The organism is Actinomadura sp. 6N118 (genome assembly GCF_044326415.1).
Taxonomy (GTDB): domain Bacteria; phylum Actinomycetota; class Actinomycetes; order Streptosporangiales; family Streptosporangiaceae; genus Spirillospora.
On the sequence record NZ_JBIRAZ010000045.1, the window covers coordinates 16,255 to 33,689 of the forward strand.

Sequence of the window (17,435 nt, forward strand, 5' to 3'; positions counted from 1 at the left end):
CGAGGCAGGGGCGGCCGCCTGAGCCAACGCAGGGGCGGCCGCCTGAGCCAACGCAGAGGCGGCCGCCTGAGCCAACGCAGAGGCGGCCGCCTGAGCCGACGCAGAGGCGGCAGGCTGGACCGACGCAGGGGCGGCCGGCTGGGCTGATCACGACGAGTGGACACGGGCCCTGTTCGAAGTGTCCACGAATTGAACAGTTGTGAGGGGACGCGCGAGCTTACTTTTCCGGTGAGTGAACAACGGCAAGGAGCCGCAACATGCAGATCACCGCCGCGCTGACCGAGACCACGGCCGCCCCCTTCACCCTCGAACCCCTCGACCTGGACGACCCCCGCCCCGGCGAGGTCGTCGTCAAGATGGTGAGCTCCGGGGTGTGCCACACGGACCTGATCGTTCGCGACCAGTGGTACCCGGTCCCCCTGCCCGCCGTACTCGGCCACGAGGGCGCCGGCGTCGTGGAGGCCGTCGGCGACGGAGTGACCTCGGTGGCTCCTGGCGACCACGTCGTCCTCACGTTCCAGTCCTGTGGGAGCTGCCGCACGTGTCTGCAGGGCCGCCCCGCCTACTGCGACCAGTTCTTCGCATGCAACTTCGCCGGCTCCCGGCTCGACGGCAGCACGCCGCTGCATCGCGAGTCGGGCGACGACGTGCACGGCGTGTTCTTCGGCCAGTCCTCCTTCGCGACCTACGCTCTCGCCTCCGAGCGGAACGTGGTCAAGGTCGACCCGGCCGCGCCTCTGGAACTGCTCGGCCCGCTCGGCTGCGGCATCCAGACCGGCGCGGGCGCCGTCCTCAACTCGCTCAAGGTTCCGGCGGGCAGCAGCATCGCCATCTTCGGCGCCGGCTCGGTCGGCCTGAGCGCCGTCATGGGCGCCGTCATCGCGGGCTGCACCACCATCATTGCCGTCGACCTCAACGACCAGCGCCTGGAGCTCGCCAAGGAGGTCGGTGCCACCCACGTCATCAACGGCGCGGCGGGCGACACGGTGGCCTCGCTCCAAGACCTCACCGGCGGCCTCGGCCTCGACTTCACGGTGGAGACCACAGCGGTCCCGGCCGTGCTGCGACAGGCGGCGGACGCCCTCAACCAGGGCGGCACCTGCGGACTGATCGGCGCCGCCGCGCTCGGCACCGAGGTCTCCCTCGACATGTCCTCGCTCCTCTTCGGCCGCAGCGTGCGCGGCATCGTCGAGGGCGACAGCGTGCCGCAGCTGTTCATCCCCATGCTCGTCGACCTGTACCAGCAGGGCCGCTTCCCCTTCGACAAGCTGATCAAGACGTACGCCTTCGAGGACATCAACCAGGCCGTCGAGGACTCCGAGAAGGGCACCACGCTCAAGCCTGTCCTCACCTTCGGCTGAACGGGCGAACAGCGATGTTCCTCTCGTACGAGGGTGCCGACCTGGCGTATGAGGAGCACGGGTCCGGCGAGCCGCTACTGCTGATCCACGGCAGCGGTGCACAGGCCGCCACCTGGGGCCGGACCACCGGCGACCTGGCAGCGGCCGGGCACCGGGTCATCGCCTACGACCGCCGTGGCTACGGCGCCTCCGCGCATCCTCCTGTGCGCGACCACCGGCGTCACGTCGCAGACGCGGTGGCGATGCTGGAGCACGTCGCCATGGCGCCGGCCACGGTGCTGGGCTGGAGCTCGGGCGGCAACATCGCCCTCGCGCTCGGCACCACCCGCCCTGATCTGGTGCGCCGTCTGATCGTGGTGGAACCGCCGTACCACGGCCTGCGCCGGCCCAGGGCCGATCAACTGCGCATGGTGGCCCGCGCCAAGTGGGCTCAGCTGCGCCGCCGCCCGCAGCAAGGAGCCGAGTACTTCTTCCGCTGGGCGGCCGAGGAGTCGTACGACAAAGCGCCCCAGGAGGAACGCGACCGGCTGCTCGACCATGCCCGCAACATCCTGGCGGAGCTCGATCCGCACCCCTACGGCGTGATGTTCGAACACCTGCCGATGCGTCGGATCCGCGCGATCCGCGTGCCGATCACCTTCCTGATCGGCGAGGACAGTCACCCCTTCTTCCACACCCTGCACCGGCGGTTGGTACGTGCCGTGCCCGCGATCCGCAGCGAGGTGATCCCCGGAGCCGGCCACCTCGTGCATGTCGACGCGCCGGACGCCTTCGCCGCTTCCGTGTGCCGTGCCACCACCCACCCGAGCCCTCTTGGAGCAGACCAATGAACCTGCGCTACGACACCTTCTACATCGGTGGTGAATGGGTCCGCCCCGCCACGAGCCAGACCATCAACCCCGTCAACGCCAGCACGGAGGAGCCCATCGGGCAGGTGCCCGAGGGCACCGAGTCCGACATCGACCGCGCGGTCGCCGCCGCCCGCGCCGCCTTCGACGACCCGACCGGCTGGGCGAGCTGGGAACCCGCGCGGCGGGCCGAGGTGATGGAACGCCTAGCCGACGCCATCGACAAGCGGGCCGACGGCTTCGTCGAACGGGTCAGCGCCCAGAACGGCATGCCCGTCGCCGTCGCACGTCAGCTGGAGACCGGGTACCCGAGCGCCGTGCTGCGCTACTACGTGGCGCAGGCCCGCGGGCTGGCGGTGACGGAGACGCGGGACGGGCTGTTCGGCGGCTCGATCGAGGTCCGCAAGACACCAATCGGCGTAGTCGCGGCGATCGTGCCGTGGAACTTCCCCCAGGCCCTGACCATGTTCAAGATCGCGCCCGCGATGGCGACCGGCTGCACCCTGGTGATCAAGCCGTCCCCCGAGACCGTGCTGGACTCCTACCTGCTGGCCGAGGCCATCGAGGAGGCCGGAGTCCCGGCCGGCGTGATCAACATCGTTCCAGCAGGCCGCGAGGTCGGCGCCTACCTGGTCTCCCACCCGGCGGTCGACAAGGTCGCCTTCACCGGCTCCACGGCCGCAGGCCGGGCCATCGGCGAGACCTGCGGCCGGCTGCTGCGCCCGGTCACCCTAGAACTGGGCGGCAAGTCGGCGGCGATCGTCCTCGACGACGCAGACCTGGACCTGTCGAAGATCGGCGAGGGCCTGTTCACCTCCACCCTCCTCAACAACGGCCAGACCTGCTTCCTCGGCACCCGCGTCCTCGCCCCGCGCAGCCGGTACACCGAGGTCGTCGACGCCTTCACCGCGTTCGCCGGCTCCCTGACCGTAGGGGACGCGAGCGACCCCGCGACGCAGATCGGCCCCATGGCCACCGCCCGCCAGCGCGACCGCGTGGAGTCGTACCTCGCGAAGGGACGCGCCGAGGGCGCCCGCCTCACCACCGGCGGGAGCCGCCCCAAGGGCCTGGACCGTGGCTGGTTCGTGGAGCCGACGGTCTTCGCCGACGTCGACAACTCCTCCGTCATCGCCCAGGAGGAGATCTTCGGCCCGGTCCTGTCCCTCATCCCGTACGACGACGTCGACCACGCCGTCCACCTCGCCAACGATTCCGACTTCGGCCTCGGCGGCACGGTATGGACATCCGACCCGGAACGCGGCGCAGCCGTCGCCCACCGCGTCCGCACCGGCACCATCGGCGTCAACCGATACATCCCCGACCCGGCCGCCCCCTTCGGCGGCGTCAAGGCAAGCGGCCTAGGCCGCGAGCTGGGCCCAGAGGGCCTAGCCGGCTACCAGCAAACTCAGACCGTCTACCTGTAACCCGCCAGCCCCGTCACCCTGGCACCGAGGCGCGAACCGCCGCAGTGCCAGTGTGATCCCAAGCCGCATAGGGCCTGGCTGAGCAAACCGCCTCCGCGGCCAACGATCTCCAGAAACCCCGTCAGGGGCCTGATCCACTCCCTTGATCAGGCCCTGACCGGGTAATGCCCGGTCAGGGTGGCGGGACTCGAACCCAGCATGCACACCGCCTCTTACGTGCGGAGATCAGCGAAACAGCACGTGAAAGCGAGGCCGATCAAGACTGTCCCGGACGCAACCCTGTGCCGCAGGGGTTGGACGTGGTCCAGCCCCGGCCAGATGTAGAGCCGATCAGCGTCGAAAGGGTTCCTCACACCCCTGTTTCAGTCAGGTCGGCGAGCGATCTTGCTTGGGCCTCCCAGGCCGTGTGGCGGGAGCGGGCCTCGGTCAGGAGGAGCCTGCGAAGCTGCTCGCGGGTCTGGCCGCGGGTTTTGATGGCGTGGCAGTTGGGGCACAGCGCGATCATCTGAATGGGGTGGTCGCGGCCCCAGTTCGCGCGGTCCTCGACATGGTCGACTTCCAGGATGGGCTCGCCGCGGTCAGTGACGTCGTCTGGCTGGCCGGCGCACACGGGGTTCTCGCAGCGGCCCCGACTGCGCAGTAGCACAGCCCTGACCGCAGTCGTGGAACGTACGGGCCGCTCGCTAGTCGTACGGCTGGTGCGGTCATGATCGCCACGTGCTTCGGCGGCTTCGACACTGCGGCAAAGGCGCTGGTAGGCCTTGAGGTCACTGTCGTTCTGTCGCGTGGGAGGGCTTGCCTGCGCAGGCTGAAGGCCTACCTCGCTGAGCAGCGCTTGGAGGATCGCGCCGTCGAAGAATCGATGGCCGAGTTCTGCGATGGCTTCGCCCCGTGCCTCCTCGGAGGAGGCTGCCAGCTCATACGCCCAGGGCAACAGACCGCTGTGCGGGTTGTGCTCCTCCATCCATCCGAGGGGTTCGCCGTGCGCTGCTGGGATAGCCCCGGTGTGACCACGCAGTTCCCACAGGTCGGTGTTGGCCAGGGCGAGGATCGGGAACTCTGGCCGGGGCCTTGAACGCGGCTGGCCGTACTCGCGCAGGAGCCCGCGCAGTTCGGTGTGAGCCGCGTTCCAGGAAACAAGGCGTGGGGCATGGTGAGCGGCGCGTCCCAGTGCCCACAGCAGGGTGATCGGCTGATGCCTGGCCGGTCCGTCAGCGGTGCTGGCGACGCGCAACCCCTGCAACTGCGCCATGAACCGTGGAAAGGGCGGAAGGATCTCGTCGGTGATCACTTCGAATCCCAGCCGGGTAAGGAGTCGTCCGACGGTCTGTTGTCCGCCGGAGAACTCCCCGGCGCTCAGCGGCCGACCCGCGACGGAACGGTAGGCAACGCCCACGATGGCCTTGGAGTCGTAAAAGCCGCCGTCGTAGTGCAGCAAGTACCGACGCGCAGGGTCGAAGCCGTACTCATCGAGGAAGCGGTCCCGCCCCAAGCGATCGCACTCGGCAATCGCATCCAGCACGGCCTCACGCGTGATGGGCGAGAGATCCATGAACGGATGGTATGCCCGAGTAGTGCCAATTCGCCTCAGCCTGAACGGTTATGGCCCAGACCCACGTCCCCCACTGCGGGGGGAGAGCGGTCTCCTCGTCGAGGGCACGGACGCGATTCCAGCCCAGAACCTCGATGGCCTGGCGAAGCAGCTTGCGGGCCGCGTTGTCGGTGACGTAGCCGCGCAGGAACGAGCGGGTCGCGGCCCCGACGCGGTCCCACGATTCTCCGGCGGCCGTGACCGCTCCGATCGCTGTCTGCATGATCGTCATCTGGGTGACGCGGAAGACCTCGGCGAAGAATGCACCGAAGGTACTCTGACTAAGTACCCGCACCAGCCCGACCGGAGGCGCCAGGAGCCATGCCTGCACTGACTCTCCCATTGCCGTCCGGCGACACCTGGACTCGGGCAGACTATGAGGCGCTGCCCGAAGACCTCCCGGTACGCGTGAGCCTCATCCACGGAGAACTTGTCGTGAACCCACGGCCCCGTCCGATTCACCAGCGCATCGCGCGGCGTCTGGCCACCCGAATCGAAGAGGCAGCCCCCGACGCCTGGCAGGTCGACACCGACGTGGACGTCCTCCTGGACGATGACGAAGTGGAGCCGGTCGAGATCGCCCCCGACATCGTCGTGTACTCCACCGACCACGACGCCTACGAACGTCCCATCCCCGCCGATCTGGTCACCCTCGTCGTCGAAGTCGTCTCACCGTCTACCAAGCGCAAGGACCGGCGGGTGCAGCCGGCCCTATACGCGGAGGCTGGGATCCGGCACTGCTGGCGAGTGGAGACCGATCAGACCGCTCCGGCGTTCGCGATCTATACCTACGAACTTGACGATGCGACCGGCGGATACGTGGCGACTGGAGTGCACCACGATCGGATCATCGCAACTCAGCCGTTCGCCCTCGACATCGAACTCAAGGCCGTCCGCGAGCGCTGATATCACCCAACAGGTCGCAGGCTGACACCCTCGCGGCCCGCGACTCCCAGGCCACGGGCCTCCTGCTTCCACATTGCTCTGGCGGGCTGTCGGATGTCTGCTCTACGGTTGGAAGATCGCCTTTCGGACTAGGACACCCCTGATCCTCCCGGACTCGTTGCGGCGCCACATCTACCCGCGGTGGGACGGGAGCCTGAAGCCCAAGGTCAACCGGTCCGCCAGCAAGACCGTGCGCGAACGCGTCCGCGCACGGGACGCCGCGCAGCCACTCCGAGTGGGCGGCGGCACCATTTCGCCTAGCGACGAGTGATCACTTTCGGTGAGAGAAAGCTCCCCTGTTCCCATGCGTCCTTGACGTCTTCGAGATGCTGACGGCAGCAGTAGCGCAGCGTGATGTGCTTCTTCGTCGCGCGCGGTCATGCCGATGACAGGGCATTCGCTTCTTCAAGGTCATGTAGGCGTTGGGCGGCACACTCGGCCGTGAGGACAGCTGTGCAGGGGGCCATCATGTCGGGTATGGACTGCGAGGTTGAACGTCCTGGAGCCATGCGGGACGCATCCCCCAAGAGTCCGTCGGCGTGCTGCCCCATTCGCAGGCCGGTCCGAGGTGATCGATCTCTAGAGTCGAGTTATCAGAATCAGCCGCGTACAGTTCCAGATCTTCGGCGTAGCGGACGAGCAGCTGCGTCCAGGACGGAGCCAGCACGTCCCATGAGGCGCATTCGACGTCAACCCGAACCACTTGTCCGGGCGTTCCCCCTGGGGCCGGATCAAAGTCGAGCAGCCACTGCACGTCGCCATTCATGTCGCCCACGACCACTGCGCCCGGCGAACCGATGATCGGCCGTACCGGCCCGTTCAGCCAGAGCATCTTCGTATCGACCAGGTATGCCCAGACCTGAGGATCGTCCCAGTCCGGCTCCAGATGATAGTTGTCGCGCCACATCCGGGTCATCTCGATGATCTCGTTGGTGTCGCAGAGGTAAGTCAGCGGTACCGGGCTGGGCTCAGGGGGCGGCAGTGTCGGGCCGGGGTCGGTTCCGTTGTGAATGCGGAGACTAACGCGGAAATCCTGCGGCAGTGGTATAGCCAAGGCGGCCTCCACTGCATCGATTGCCTGTACCTTGGCCTGCGCATTGAGCTGCCGTAGGGAAGCCGGCAGGACGCGACTCAGGCCAGCCTCGATCCGCGCCCACGCCTCGGCAACGCGCTTGTCGACGTCGGCTCCAGTGTCAGTCACGACGCAGACTCTAGACATCGCCACCGCAGGCGACTACCTCATCTGCCGCCGATCGTGCTTGCGGGGGTCGTACGGCAGGGGGCGTGGCTTCGCGGTGTCAATTCCTGCTCAAGAGGCCTCGACGGCCGCCTTGATGCGCTGGAGGAAGGCGTCGGCCTCCTTGCGTGCCGAGCTTAGGGCCAAGCCTGCGATGAGCCTGCCGACGCCGTGGCCTTCGAGGATGTTGAAGACGCGCAGGCGGGTTTTGTCGTCTGGGGTGGAGGTGAGGTCGTAGCCGCCCTCGCGGGCCGTCACGAGGTTCTTGGAGATCTCGACCCAGCGGATTTTGGTGGGCGCCTCGAACTGACCGGTCATGGCTTCTCCTGTGATCGTTCACCCCCCTGCTCGCCAGACGTAGCATCATCCCAGATCATCAGCAGCCTGGATGTTCGGCAGCGGTTTGCGCCGGTGGTGCCTCGGCGTGCCGGAGGCCGCAGGGCTCTGTAGCCTGCTGCGGACGGACCGGCCGACGGGCCGCACCGGCGACTGGGAGAGTTGCTTGGACGAGCTGTCGTACATCGTGGTCTTCGGGGCGTGCCTCGTCTTGGCCGGGATCGTCCTGCTGGCCAGGTCCTGGCTGTTCCGTGCCCGCGCGGTGCGCGTCTCCGGGCGGATCACCAAGCTCGATGTCTTCCATGGGGACGACGGGAACAGCACCCGGGACGCGACCGTCGAGTTCATCACCGAGGACGGGCGCGAGATCACGACCAAGGGCGGCGACATCGTGTCGCAGCCCAGGCTTCGTCAGGGGAGCCCGGTCACAGTCCTGTACGACCCCAACAAGCCCACCCTGGCCTACATCGAAGGCACGTCGATGCGGGGCGGTTGGGTCGGCCGAGTCCTCATCGGCTTCGGCCTTCTCATCATGCTCGGCATCATCCTGGCCCTGCTACTCGGCCCCGAAGGCACGATCTGACCCGTACGCCCTCCGCAACCAGGCCGCCAACGGCCCGAGCAGCGGGCCACGCCTCCGTCTCGAAAGCCGTTACCAGCCGATACCAGCCGGATCATCCGCGGCAACCTCGCCGCCCTGGTACTCGCGCCCTGTACGCGCTCTACACCTCCCTCTAAGAGGCGATACAGATATGGAACAGTGGTTCTATATCTGTCCAGGCGTGCCCGTCTTCGCGCTCGGTGTGTTCCTGTTGCTCCGGGCGTGCTGGTTCACCAAACGCGCGGTCCGGGTGCCGGGCAAGGTCATGACCTTCAAGGGTGCGCGGACGCACGAGTCCGACTCGCGCCGGGTCGAGTTCGAGTTCCAGACCCTCGAGGGGAGGCCGGTGACCGCCGAGGCGCACCTGGGTCAAGCCGGCCGGACGGACGTCGGGGTAGGTGATGACATCACCGTGATGTACGACCCCAACAAGCCCACCCGCGCCCGGATCGACAAGAAGGGGCTGCGCGGCTACCAGATCGCCTGGATGACCGTCGGCCTCGGATCGTTCTGGCTGCTCGCCGGCATCTTCGGCCTGATGTTGGGCTAGGACGTTCCCCCACAGGCCCGGACGGCAGCCATGGTTCCGATAAGCGCCCTCCACCGCCGCCGGTACTGGAAAGCAACGTCGTGCCGTGTCTCGGCAAGGCTGTCGGACCGAACCGAACCACAACGGAGAGTGCCATCGCAACTGCCCGTACGTGGGGAATCTGAACTGGCCGCTGTCAGCTAACGCGCCTGACGGCTTTAGATCAACCGCTGTGGCCCGTTCCGGCAGCACGACACCGATCCCGACATGTCGTCGGCCAAGCGTGCTCATTCAGCTTGCGAAGACGTCAAACGGGACATCCGCTCATGCCGCGACTGTGCTCTTGATGGCGATCTTGAGTATCCGTCCGGAGTGGTATCAACGGGTGGGTGGTCGGCCACATGGGGACGGGCAGCATGAAGGGTTCTCGTGCTGATAGCGGCGGTAGGTAAGCCGGGGCACCATGGGTAGGTTGGCTATGCCGACGAGTACGAGTACGAGCACCGTTTGTTGGTGGGTTCGGGCACCGGTTGGTGATCGTTGGGTCCAAGTGTCGCTGAGTTTGGGCACCACCCCGGGCAGGGCCTGCGGGCCTCGGCGCCGACGTGCCGTTGCCCGTCCAGCGATCTGTCAGCTGGCCCGCGCCGCGCCTAGTGTCCAGCCAGCTCTGCCACGACTGGAGCGAGCGTGTCGGCGAAGTCGGCGCCGACGACGAAGTAGGAGAAGCCGATCTCCTCCCGTCGCCGGTGGATCTCCTCGGCGGCGGCCGTGGGGTCATCCGGAAGCACCGCCAGTGAGTCCGCCGCGTGAAGTGCGGCAGGGTCGGTGTCGGGGGATGCCATGAACGGTGCGACAGCGTCGCCGATCACCGCCACGTGCTGCGCGAGTTCGAGGTCTCGGACGGCGCGGAAGTCGCGTACCACCTTGGTGATTTCGTCCCGGTCGTCTCCCGGCATCAGTGCGAAGGCGACCGTGTCCGCCAGGCCGGCCGCCAGTGCCTGGGCCCTTGGCCCGCGCACGGCCATCACCACCGGCGTGTGCACGTCGGGGCCGTCGAGATCTCGCAGCGCCGTGACGGTCTCACGCACCTGGGTCAGCCGCTCACTCGGTGGTGCGACGGGCAGTCCCAGTTCGCGGAGTTCGTCTTCGATGCCGGGCCTGCCGGTGCCGATGCCCATCTCGAAGCGACCGTCGGTGAGCACCGACAGCGAGTGCGCTTCCCACGCGGTGCTCCAAGCCGGCCGCAGCGGGGAGGCGTACACCCACGTGCCCACCCGCAGGTCGGTAAGGGTGGCCGCGACGGCCAGCGTGGGGGCAGGCGCCGGCTGCCATTGCGGGACGTCGGGCATCAGCAGCGTGGAGTAGCCACTGTCGGCGATACGGCGCACCCGGTCTCGCCACGTCGGCAGGTCAGTTGTGAGCGGGGCAACGACCCCGAATCGGAAGGGTCTGGTTCCACCAGTTGCCGTCGAATCGGTCATCGTTCCTGTCCTCATCAGTTCTAGGGATGGGCTTGCGGTCCTGCTCTGTCACACGCTTCGGTCAGTTGCCTACTGCTGGGGTCCGGCTGGGCGATAGACCGTTCCCCGCCTCAATCCATCGACAGTGACCTGCGTCATGGCCGTCAGCTTCATGATCGCGGACCCCTTGCCTTGGCGCCGCCCGTGTGGACGGCCTCACCCCTGCTACGAACAGCACCGCCCCGATCCGACACCGTCTCCCGGATTTCTTTAAAGAACTTTCCGGGACACCGAGCGTCAGCGACCCGACAGCACGACAGTTTCGCGGCGACTGCGGCTCACTCCCTCAAGTGCGCTCCGCGGCTACGACCGGATCAACCCGTTCCCGATCGACTGGACAGGCTGACCTTGAATGAGACAGGCGCCCCGTCTCCCTCAGCATGAGCGCGGCGGGGCGCCAGTGCATCGCGTAGCGAGCGGCTGCGCTGCCGCATGGCGCTTCGCCTACGATTCGTGCGTGCGCATCCTGGTGCTCTGGGACATAGACCACACGCTGATCAGCATCGGCGGACTCAGCGGCGAGATCTACGCGGAGGTGTTCCATCAAGTCACCGGCCGCCCGTTGGACAAGCTCGCGGACATGACCGGCCGCACCGACCGCGCGATCACCGCCGAGACTCTGCGACTTCACGGCATCGCCCCCACGGACGAGATCATGCGGACCTTCGCCGAAACGCTGGCCGAGGCGTTCTCGGCGCGGCAGAGCGACATCAGGACGCGCGGGCGAATCCTGCCGGGAGCGCGGGACGCCATGGAGACGCTCGCCCGCCGGGCCGACGTGATTCAGTCGGTGCTGACCGGCAACATGAACCCGATCGCGGTGTGCAAGCTGGTTGCGTTCGGGCTGGACGACTTTGTTGACTTCGAGGTCGGCGCGTACGGCCTGGACGACGTTGAGCGGCCGCCCCTGGTGAAGCTCGCCCAAACACGCGCGAGGCGCAAGTACGGCGAGACGTTCAACGCCTCCACCACGGTCCTGATCGGTGACACCCCGAACGACGTAGCCGCCGGACACCAAGGAGGCGCCCGTATCGTCGCGGTGGCCTCCGGAGCCAGCAACGCAACGGACTTGCGGGCCGTCGGCGCGGAGCTGGTCCTCGAATCCCTGACCGATACCGACGCCGTTGTCCGGGCGGTGCTCGACGTCAGCCGGTCGTGACCCGATCCACCAACGCCCGCACCTCCGGCACGTCATAGGGCTGCATCCGTGCCACCAGTTCGGCGAACCGCTCGTCGATGCGCGCCGACCCGATCCGCGTCGCAAGGTCGTACGCTTCGGCCGCTACGCGGGCCGCCTGCTCCGGCTCGTCCTGGAGGAGATGAGCGGTCGCAAGCCGCGTCTTGTAGTGGGCGAGGTCGCGGGCATGGTCCGGTGAAGTGGCCTCAGCGAGGGCAACCGCGTCCGTGAGCGCATCGACGGCCTCAACTGGGGGCAGCAACTCCTTTAGCGATAGATCCAGCAGGCACGCGCCGCGCTGCGCTGCAATCTCGACTTCGCTGACGTAGGCGGTCCATTGAGGCTCGTCGTGGGTCTCATCACAGGCGTAGATGGTGGCAGCGAGGTCGAGATGTTCGCGGGATGCGTCGACGGCTCCAAGCCGGGCGTACGCCCGCGCCGCGCGGTTGTGCAGAGTGGCAGAGGTGCGGGGAGTCGCCTCGGCGCGGGCGAGGCTGAGGGCGGCATCGGCCAGGGCGCGCGCCCGCTGGGGCCGGTCGCGATAGAAGGCGTGCAGGCTCATGTAACCCATGGCGTGCGCGGCCAAGCCCAAGTCATCGATCTCGTGTGCGGCGTACACCGTCGCGGACAGGTAACGGGAGGCGTCCCCGTGCCTTGTGGCGTCGATCGACAGCCATCCAGCCATCTGGGTCAGCCCGGCCACCGCCGTCAGGAGCCGGTGCTCGGTCTGGAGTTTGAGTGACGCATCGTTGAACAGCCGGAAGGCCGCGAGAACCTGTCCCTCGATCACGTGGCACAGCTCGTTTCCGCCGAACTCGTCGTCGAGTCGGTACAGCCTGCCGAGCAGCGCTTCAACCCCCTTGACCGTCAGCGGGCGGGGAGACTCAACCTCGGCTGAGGGGGGTGAGAGGAGCAGGGGCAAGGGATGAGTGGAGCCATCGGGGTTCGCTGACGTCTGAGCGTCCATTCCAGGGCCGAACAACTCAGCCAAGTCGATCTCGAACGCAGTGGCGTAGGCGTCGGCCCAGTCTCGGGGGAAATGCAGGCCCTTTTCCCAGTCGAGGATCTGGCGAGCGAGGTTGGCGACTTTGCCTTGTTTGAGCCCGGCCGCGCGCATCAGTTGACGCGCCATCTCGTATTTGCCCCAGCCGCGTGCTTGGCGTTCGGCCTGGAGGCGGATGGCCCACGTGGGGCGCGGCTTGTCGGTCATCGGCGTACACCTCGCGGTCGAAGCCGGGGGTACCAAGAGACTTTGTCTCCGGGTCCTACTCCGCCATTCTCCACTGTCTTGGTGTCGCATGACGCGGTTTGACTGAGGCCAGTGGGGCGCGGGCCGGCAACGCGCGGTACGCGCTCCAGCCAGAGACATGGACGACCCCGGTCCGGTGCGCGAACACCGGGGGTTCCGGGGCCTCGCCGGATACTGGAGGTCCGACTGTGAGCAAGGTATCTGAACACCCGCCGTGGGCGAGCGTGGACATCGATCCTGAGCGGTTGGTCGCGGAGTTGCGCCGCCGGTTCCCGGGCGTGTGCGCGTGGTTCGGGGAGTTCACCGGGGAGTGGTGGGCGATCGCGCCGGGCCGTCAACGGCTCATCAAGGCCGGGACTCCCGCAGCGCTCGGCCGGTGCCTGGAGGAGCTGGGCGCCCCACGCCGTGCGGCCGTCCAAGCTCCGCTTGAGGGCTTCGCGCCGGAGTGGGTTCCGGCACCCCCAGAGACCGGCGTGGCGGTCGCGGCTCAACGCTGTCCCCAACAGTCCCCCGCGACCGGTGCGCCTTCCAACTCGCCGTCTCGCGCGTCTGGGGCGTCTCGGCGGTCGCATCGTGCGCCTCGCGGCCTGGGGCGGCGGCTACTGGGGGCGCTGGTCGCTCGTGATGGGGCGCGGTGATGTCTGGCTCGACGTACGCGACCTATGTCGGCGGCGATGAGATCGCGGTCGGTCGGGAGATGTGGGTGCTGGTGATCCGGGGGCTAGACGGTGATCCGGGTGCGCGTGAGGAGGGCCGTCATCTGCTGATCGCGGCGGCTCCGCTCGGCTGGGATGACGAGTTGGACGACGACGGCGGGGCGGCCTGGCAGCCCGCCCGCCCCGAGATGGCGCCCGCGATGGGCGAGCGGCCAGAAGGTGAGGAGCGGTGACCAAGGAGAAGCTTCCGCCTGAGCGGACCAGGGACCTGTGTGAGGCGCTCGCGGCCTACAACCTGCTGCTCGACGAGGTCGTCACCGACAAGCAGTACTGGTTGTTGGGGCGACGACAGGACAACAACAAGATCGCTGCGTACGGCTCCATCATCGAGCGCGCCGCCGCGCGGCAACGCGAACGCGAGCAGGCGGCGCAAAAGTCGGGGGTCTAAAGACGTCCCGCTGCCCCGGCTGATCCGAAGCGTGCGGGGATCTGGGGCAGCGGGACCCCAACGCGTGGCGGCTGCGGTTCTTACCCCAACAGCCCGCGGCCGCCACGCCCACCAGTGGAAGGAACCACTCGGTTCCGTGAGGAGGAGTCTCACATGACCATCGCCCCTGAACGGGTGACCACCGACCGGAAGAAGGGCCGGCACCTGGTCACTCCCGAGCTGTTCGAGAAGCTCTCCGCTTATGTGGAGAAGCACCAGTCCGTCACCCGCCCGTACGCCGAGAGCGTGATCGAACAGACGCTCGTCTGGCTCAACGCGTGCGCTGAGAACCCGACCGTCCGGCTCGGGATGAGTGACTCGGTGGACCCCGGCTGGCATGCGTTCATCCTGCACAGCCAGGAGTACACGGCCTTCTGCCAGGAGCAGTTCGGCCGCTACTTCCACCACGTCCCGCCCGCGCCCGGCAATGTCATGGACGCCGAGACGATCGCGCGCACCCTCCCCGTCATGTACGCCTCCGGCTACGAGGTCGAGGAGTCGTTCTGGACCGGCGCCCTGTACCCCTGCTGCCCGCCCAACCCGTGTGTCGCGGCGGCCGAGAACGATGAGGAGGACGTCAGTTAGGAAGTGTTCGTGTCTACCGGATCACGATCGGATGGCAGGCTCTCCCACATGGACCGAATCGAGTGGGGGAGCCTGCCCTCCTTGCTGCACGAAGCGGTACAAGACCAGATCGGCCCAGTGAGCAAGGCCGAACCGAGTCCGGAGGGGCGCCGTTCGGCGCTGGCCGTCACCGTCCACACCAAGGGCGCGCAGCGCTTGTTCCTCAAGGGCGCCTCGGCTGACAATCTGCGGGCTGTCGGTGACCTGGACCGCGAGGCGGCCATCGCCCCCCACGTGACCGCCGTTGCGCCCGAGTTGGTGTGCGACATCACCGCAGCGGGCTGGCGACTCCTGGGGTTCGACTACGTCGAGGGCCGGCGCGCCAACTACGCGCCAGGCTCCCCCGACCTGCCCGCAGTGGTGAAAACGATCGCGGCCCTGGACGCGCTGTCGTGCCCGGACGAGGTCCCGCTGAAGTGGTTCGAGGCCCGCTGGTCGGCCTACGCAGCCGACCCCCGCCAACTCCCCGTCCTGGCCGGGACCACGATCCTGCACACCGACCTCAACCCCGGCAATCTCCTCGTCGGCCCGCACGCCGTTGCCGTGGTCGACTGGGCCATGGCCAGCCGCGGTGCAGCGTTCGTCAACCCCGCGGACCTGGTCATCAACTTGATCGCGTGCGGGCACACGCCGCCCGAAGCCGAAGCCGTAGTTCACGACCTGGCCGCCTGGCGCGATGCCGAGCCCAAGGCCATCGACCACTACGCGCGAACGGTCGCGGTGACGTGGCTGCAAGCCTTCTGGACCTACACCCACCCCTGGGCCCGCGCAGTCGTACGAGCTGCCCAGCACTGGGCCCTCTACAGGGCAGACACATCCGCGTCCTGATCGACTTGCGCCGTACCGGAGATACGCCCGAGCACGAAATCGAGGCGGCCGGCCTCGTACGCTTCGACGATCCTCTCGGGGGCCAGCGTGCGGAGGGCGCCCTCGTTGAGCTGCCCGGCCGGTGGCGTGGCCGTGGTCTTCGTGGGCGGGGCGGTGGTGAGCAGCATCGCCAGCTCGCCCGCCTCGTACGCGCGGAACCTGTCCTCGGAGGAGGCGGCGGCGAACCATGCTTCGTCGCGCTGCACAGGGGCGGTCATGCGCCCCACGCTTCCTTGCGGGGTATCCGGACGGCATCTGTCCGGCCAGTCCGCGAAAGCCGTGTTGCGGACCATCGTCCGCCAGGCGGCGGACCAGGCACGGACCGCTGAGGAGTTCTTCGAACGACTCCACCAGAGCGGGCTGCTGATCCGCCAACGGTTCAGCAGCATCGACTCAGACCAGATCACCGGCTACGCAGTCGGCTTGCCCGAGCACTCCGACAGCGACGGAAGTCCCATCTGGTACACCGGTGGACGTCTCGCCGACGATCTCACCTGGCCGCGCCTGCAACGGAGATGGCACGATGACCTTCGCGTTCCGAGTGCCCGCCTCGCCGATGCTGACTTTAGTCGCGAAGAACGCCAGGCGATCTATGACGACGCCGCCCGTGCCGCTGCCTACGCCACCGCTCAGATCCGCCGCTGCACGGTCATCGACCCGTACGCAGCACGTGATGCCTGCTGGGCAGCCGCCGATGTTCTTCACGCCGCTGCCCGGGCCACGGGCAACCAGCATCTGCGACAAGCCGCCGACGCCTACGATCGCGCTGCCCGGATGCCCTATGGCCGCGTTCCTCCGGCGACGCCGGCTGGAAATGACCTGCGCACCGCTGCACGCCTCATCGCCCTCGTCGGCCAACTCCGATCCGGCGCCACCGGCGTAGTCACGAATCTCATCAGCTCGCTCGTCGGCCTCACGGACGCCATCGGCCATCTCCATGGCAGGCAGTGCCGCGACGCTCAAGCAGCGGCCAGCGTGTTGACCAGCGAACATCTCCGCCATGATTCAACGACGAGTTGGATCACGGAATCCATCCGTTCGGCGAACCCGTCCGACCTCGCCCGGAGTGACTTTCCCGCCCCACCGAGCCCGCTCAGCTGGCCCGGCACGCCCGGTGCACGGCGAACATCTCGATCGCAGCGGAGACCTCAACCTCCGAAGACCTAAAAGCTCCTAACACGATGTGCTGAATCGATGCTGATCAGCGTTGCGAGGTGAAGATCAGTCTCGTTCGGGTCGGCGTGAGCGAGGCGTGGGTCGTCGACGACGAGTTGTGGAAGCTGATTGAGCCGGTGCTGCACTTCTAACGGTCGTCTCAGGTTCGCTCGGTATCAAGTAGGCATCCAGATAAGCGAGGTAACCCGCGTGTAGGAGGCTAGTGATGGCAGTCAACGCAGCGTCGTCAGGGAAAGCGCCGCCCAGGCGGTTGAGGTTCGGGGCAGCCACCATGGCGCTGGCGACGGCGTTCCCTGTCGCCGCCGCGGGTCGCACGCTGACAACAGTGCGGGGCCTGCCACGGCCGGCCCGGACAGCGCGCACGCGGGCGGGTCGTCATCTCCACCACGGCCGCTGCGTGTCGGCGAGCGGTTCCTCGACCTGAGGATGGCCGGAGTCTGCACGCCCGCGCCGCCGGAGGGTGGCGGCTCGGACGAGTACCGGTGCCAGATGATCGATCCGGGCCTGACCAAGACGGCGTTCCTGACCGGGACCCAATTCGCACCGGAGAACGTTGCCATCGCGCACCACGCCGTCGTGTACGCGGTGTCGCCGGGCGGCGCTGCCGCGGTGCGCGAGCAGGACGCGAAGACCCCTGGTCTCGGCTGGGAGCGTTTCGGCGGGACCGGCGTGGTCGGCGCCTAGGTCGAAGAGGGGGACGCGGCGTGGGTGGATACCTGGGCGCGCCTGGTAACGACGAAGGGTCGATCTGAAGTATCTGGCAGATGGATGCCGCACGGATACCGCACCACACAAACACCTGGAGAG

General features: G+C 67.7%; 21 protein-coding genes. 13 read left to right on the forward strand and 8 right to left on the reverse strand.

The window, feature by feature from the left end; translation table 11 throughout:
• The first annotated feature begins 257 nt into the window (after positions 1–257).
• Genes ACH34W_RS53525 through ACH34W_RS53535 form a run of 3 tightly spaced genes read left to right on the forward strand, consistent with a single transcriptional unit; the run spans position 258 to position 3,633 of the window.
• Complete coding sequence (locus ACH34W_RS53525; RefSeq protein ID WP_395969008.1) at positions 258–1,361, forward strand: NAD(P)-dependent alcohol dehydrogenase; 1,104 nt, start codon at positions 258–260, stop codon at positions 1,359–1,361.
• A 14-nt stretch (positions 1,362–1,375) separates the two neighbouring features.
• Positions 1,376–2,191, forward strand: a complete 816-nt coding sequence (locus tag ACH34W_RS53530; protein WP_395969009.1) for an alpha/beta fold hydrolase — start codon at positions 1,376–1,378, stop codon at positions 2,189–2,191.
• The gene (locus ACH34W_RS53535; protein WP_395969010.1) at positions 2,188–3,633 is read left to right on the forward strand and encodes an aldehyde dehydrogenase; all 1,446 of its coding nucleotides are present in this window, start codon (positions 2,188–2,190) and stop codon (positions 3,631–3,633) included. Before ACH34W_RS53530 ends, ACH34W_RS53535 begins: the two co-directional genes overlap by 4 nt.
• Before the next feature lie 349 nt (positions 3,634–3,982).
• Here the strand turns inward: ACH34W_RS53535 and ACH34W_RS53540 are convergent, their stop codons facing one another.
• Together ACH34W_RS53540 and ACH34W_RS53545 are read right to left on the reverse strand one after the other, a co-directional pair.
• Positions 3,983–5,185 carry a hypothetical protein gene (locus ACH34W_RS53540; RefSeq protein ID WP_395969011.1) on the reverse strand — a complete coding sequence of 401 codons (1,203 nt, stop codon included), beginning with the start codon at positions 5,183–5,185 and terminating at the stop codon, positions 3,983–3,985.
• Positions 5,160–5,555 (reverse strand): hypothetical protein, encoded by a 396-nt coding sequence (locus ACH34W_RS53545; protein WP_395969012.1) that lies wholly within the window; start codon positions 5,553–5,555, stop codon positions 5,160–5,162. Before ACH34W_RS53545 ends, ACH34W_RS53540 begins: the two co-directional genes overlap by 26 nt.
• On the opposite strand from ACH34W_RS53545, the gene ACH34W_RS53550 reads away from it, so the two are divergent.
• Positions 5,546–6,130 (forward strand): Uma2 family endonuclease, encoded by a 585-nt coding sequence (locus ACH34W_RS53550; RefSeq protein WP_395969013.1) that lies wholly within the window; start codon positions 5,546–5,548, stop codon positions 6,128–6,130. The two genes, ACH34W_RS53545 and ACH34W_RS53550, sit on opposite strands and share 10 nt — an antisense overlap.
• Positions 6,131–6,635: 505 nt before the next feature.
• Here the strand turns inward: ACH34W_RS53550 and ACH34W_RS53555 are convergent.
• Together ACH34W_RS53555 and ACH34W_RS53560 are read right to left on the reverse strand one after the other, a co-directional pair.
• Positions 6,636–7,370: an SMI1/KNR4 family protein gene (locus ACH34W_RS53555; RefSeq protein WP_395969014.1), complete on the reverse strand. Its 735-nt coding sequence runs from the start codon at positions 7,368–7,370 to the stop codon at positions 6,636–6,638.
• Between the two features lie 108 nt (positions 7,371–7,478).
• Positions 7,479–7,724, reverse strand: a complete 246-nt coding sequence (locus tag ACH34W_RS53560) for a hypothetical protein (protein ID WP_395969015.1) — start codon at positions 7,722–7,724, stop codon at positions 7,479–7,481.
• 184 nt (positions 7,725–7,908) lie between these two features.
• Here ACH34W_RS53560 and ACH34W_RS53565 point away from each other — a divergent pair, with 184 nt between their 5' ends.
• Together ACH34W_RS53565 and ACH34W_RS53570 are read left to right on the forward strand one after the other, a co-directional pair.
• Positions 7,909–8,325 (forward strand): DUF3592 domain-containing protein, encoded by a 417-nt coding sequence (locus ACH34W_RS53565; protein ID WP_395969016.1) that lies wholly within the window; start codon positions 7,909–7,911, stop codon positions 8,323–8,325.
• Between the two features lie 169 nt (positions 8,326–8,494).
• On the forward strand, positions 8,495–8,893 hold the full coding sequence (locus tag ACH34W_RS53570; protein WP_395969017.1) for a DUF3592 domain-containing protein: 399 nt from the start codon (positions 8,495–8,497) through the stop codon (positions 8,891–8,893).
• Between the two features lie 629 nt (positions 8,894–9,522).
• On the opposite strand, the gene ACH34W_RS53575 is transcribed toward ACH34W_RS53570, so the two are convergent.
• Complete coding sequence (locus ACH34W_RS53575; protein WP_395969018.1) at positions 9,523–10,368, reverse strand: LLM class flavin-dependent oxidoreductase; 846 nt, start codon at positions 10,366–10,368, stop codon at positions 9,523–9,525.
• A 481-nt stretch (positions 10,369–10,849) separates the two neighbouring features.
• On the opposite strand from ACH34W_RS53575, the gene ACH34W_RS53580 reads away from it, so the two are divergent.
• A complete protein-coding gene (locus ACH34W_RS53580; RefSeq protein WP_395969019.1) occupies positions 10,850–11,551 on the forward strand; it encodes an HAD family hydrolase in 702 nt (233 codons plus the stop codon).
• Here ACH34W_RS53580 and ACH34W_RS53585 read toward each other — a convergent pair.
• Positions 11,538–12,779, reverse strand: a complete 1,242-nt coding sequence (locus ACH34W_RS53585) for a hypothetical protein (protein WP_395969020.1) — start codon at positions 12,777–12,779, stop codon at positions 11,538–11,540. The genes ACH34W_RS53580 and ACH34W_RS53585 overlap by 14 nt on opposite strands.
• Positions 12,780–13,006: 227 nt before the next feature.
• Here ACH34W_RS53585 and ACH34W_RS53590 point away from each other — a divergent pair, with 227 nt between their 5' ends.
• From ACH34W_RS53590 to ACH34W_RS53610, 5 genes are all read left to right on the forward strand, one after another.
• Positions 13,007–13,456 (forward strand): hypothetical protein, encoded by a 450-nt coding sequence (locus tag ACH34W_RS53590; protein ID WP_395969021.1) that lies wholly within the window; start codon positions 13,007–13,009, stop codon positions 13,454–13,456.
• Positions 13,456–13,707 carry a hypothetical protein gene (locus ACH34W_RS53595; RefSeq protein ID WP_395969022.1) on the forward strand — a complete coding sequence of 84 codons (252 nt, stop codon included), beginning with the start codon at positions 13,456–13,458 and terminating at the stop codon, positions 13,705–13,707. Before ACH34W_RS53590 ends, ACH34W_RS53595 begins: the two co-directional genes overlap by 1 nt.
• Complete coding sequence (locus ACH34W_RS53600) at positions 13,704–13,922, forward strand: hypothetical protein (protein WP_395969023.1); 219 nt, start codon at positions 13,704–13,706, stop codon at positions 13,920–13,922. Before ACH34W_RS53595 ends, ACH34W_RS53600 begins: the two co-directional genes overlap by 4 nt.
• Positions 13,923–14,075: 153 nt before the next feature.
• Positions 14,076–14,546 carry a hypothetical protein gene (locus ACH34W_RS53605; RefSeq protein WP_395969024.1) on the forward strand — a complete coding sequence of 157 codons (471 nt, stop codon included), beginning with the start codon at positions 14,076–14,078 and terminating at the stop codon, positions 14,544–14,546.
• Positions 14,547–14,594: 48 nt separating this feature from the next.
• Entirely contained in the window at positions 14,595–15,413 is an 819-nt protein-coding gene (locus ACH34W_RS53610) for a phosphotransferase (protein ID WP_395969025.1), read from the forward strand.
• Here the strand turns inward: ACH34W_RS53610 and ACH34W_RS53615 are convergent.
• Together ACH34W_RS53615 and ACH34W_RS53620 are read right to left on the reverse strand one after the other, a co-directional pair.
• Positions 15,386–15,670, reverse strand: a complete 285-nt coding sequence (locus ACH34W_RS53615) for a hypothetical protein (protein WP_395969026.1) — start codon at positions 15,668–15,670, stop codon at positions 15,386–15,388. The two genes, ACH34W_RS53610 and ACH34W_RS53615, sit on opposite strands and share 28 nt — an antisense overlap.
• 175 nt (positions 15,671–15,845) lie before the next feature.
• Entirely contained in the window at positions 15,846–16,454 is a 609-nt protein-coding gene (locus tag ACH34W_RS53620; RefSeq protein WP_395969027.1) for a hypothetical protein, read from the reverse strand.
• Positions 16,455–17,054: 600 nt separating this feature from the next.
• Here ACH34W_RS53620 and ACH34W_RS53625 point away from each other — a divergent pair.
• Positions 17,055–17,312, forward strand: a complete 258-nt coding sequence (locus ACH34W_RS53625; protein WP_395969028.1) for a hypothetical protein — start codon at positions 17,055–17,057, stop codon at positions 17,310–17,312.
• Positions 17,313–17,435 lie beyond the last annotated feature (123 nt).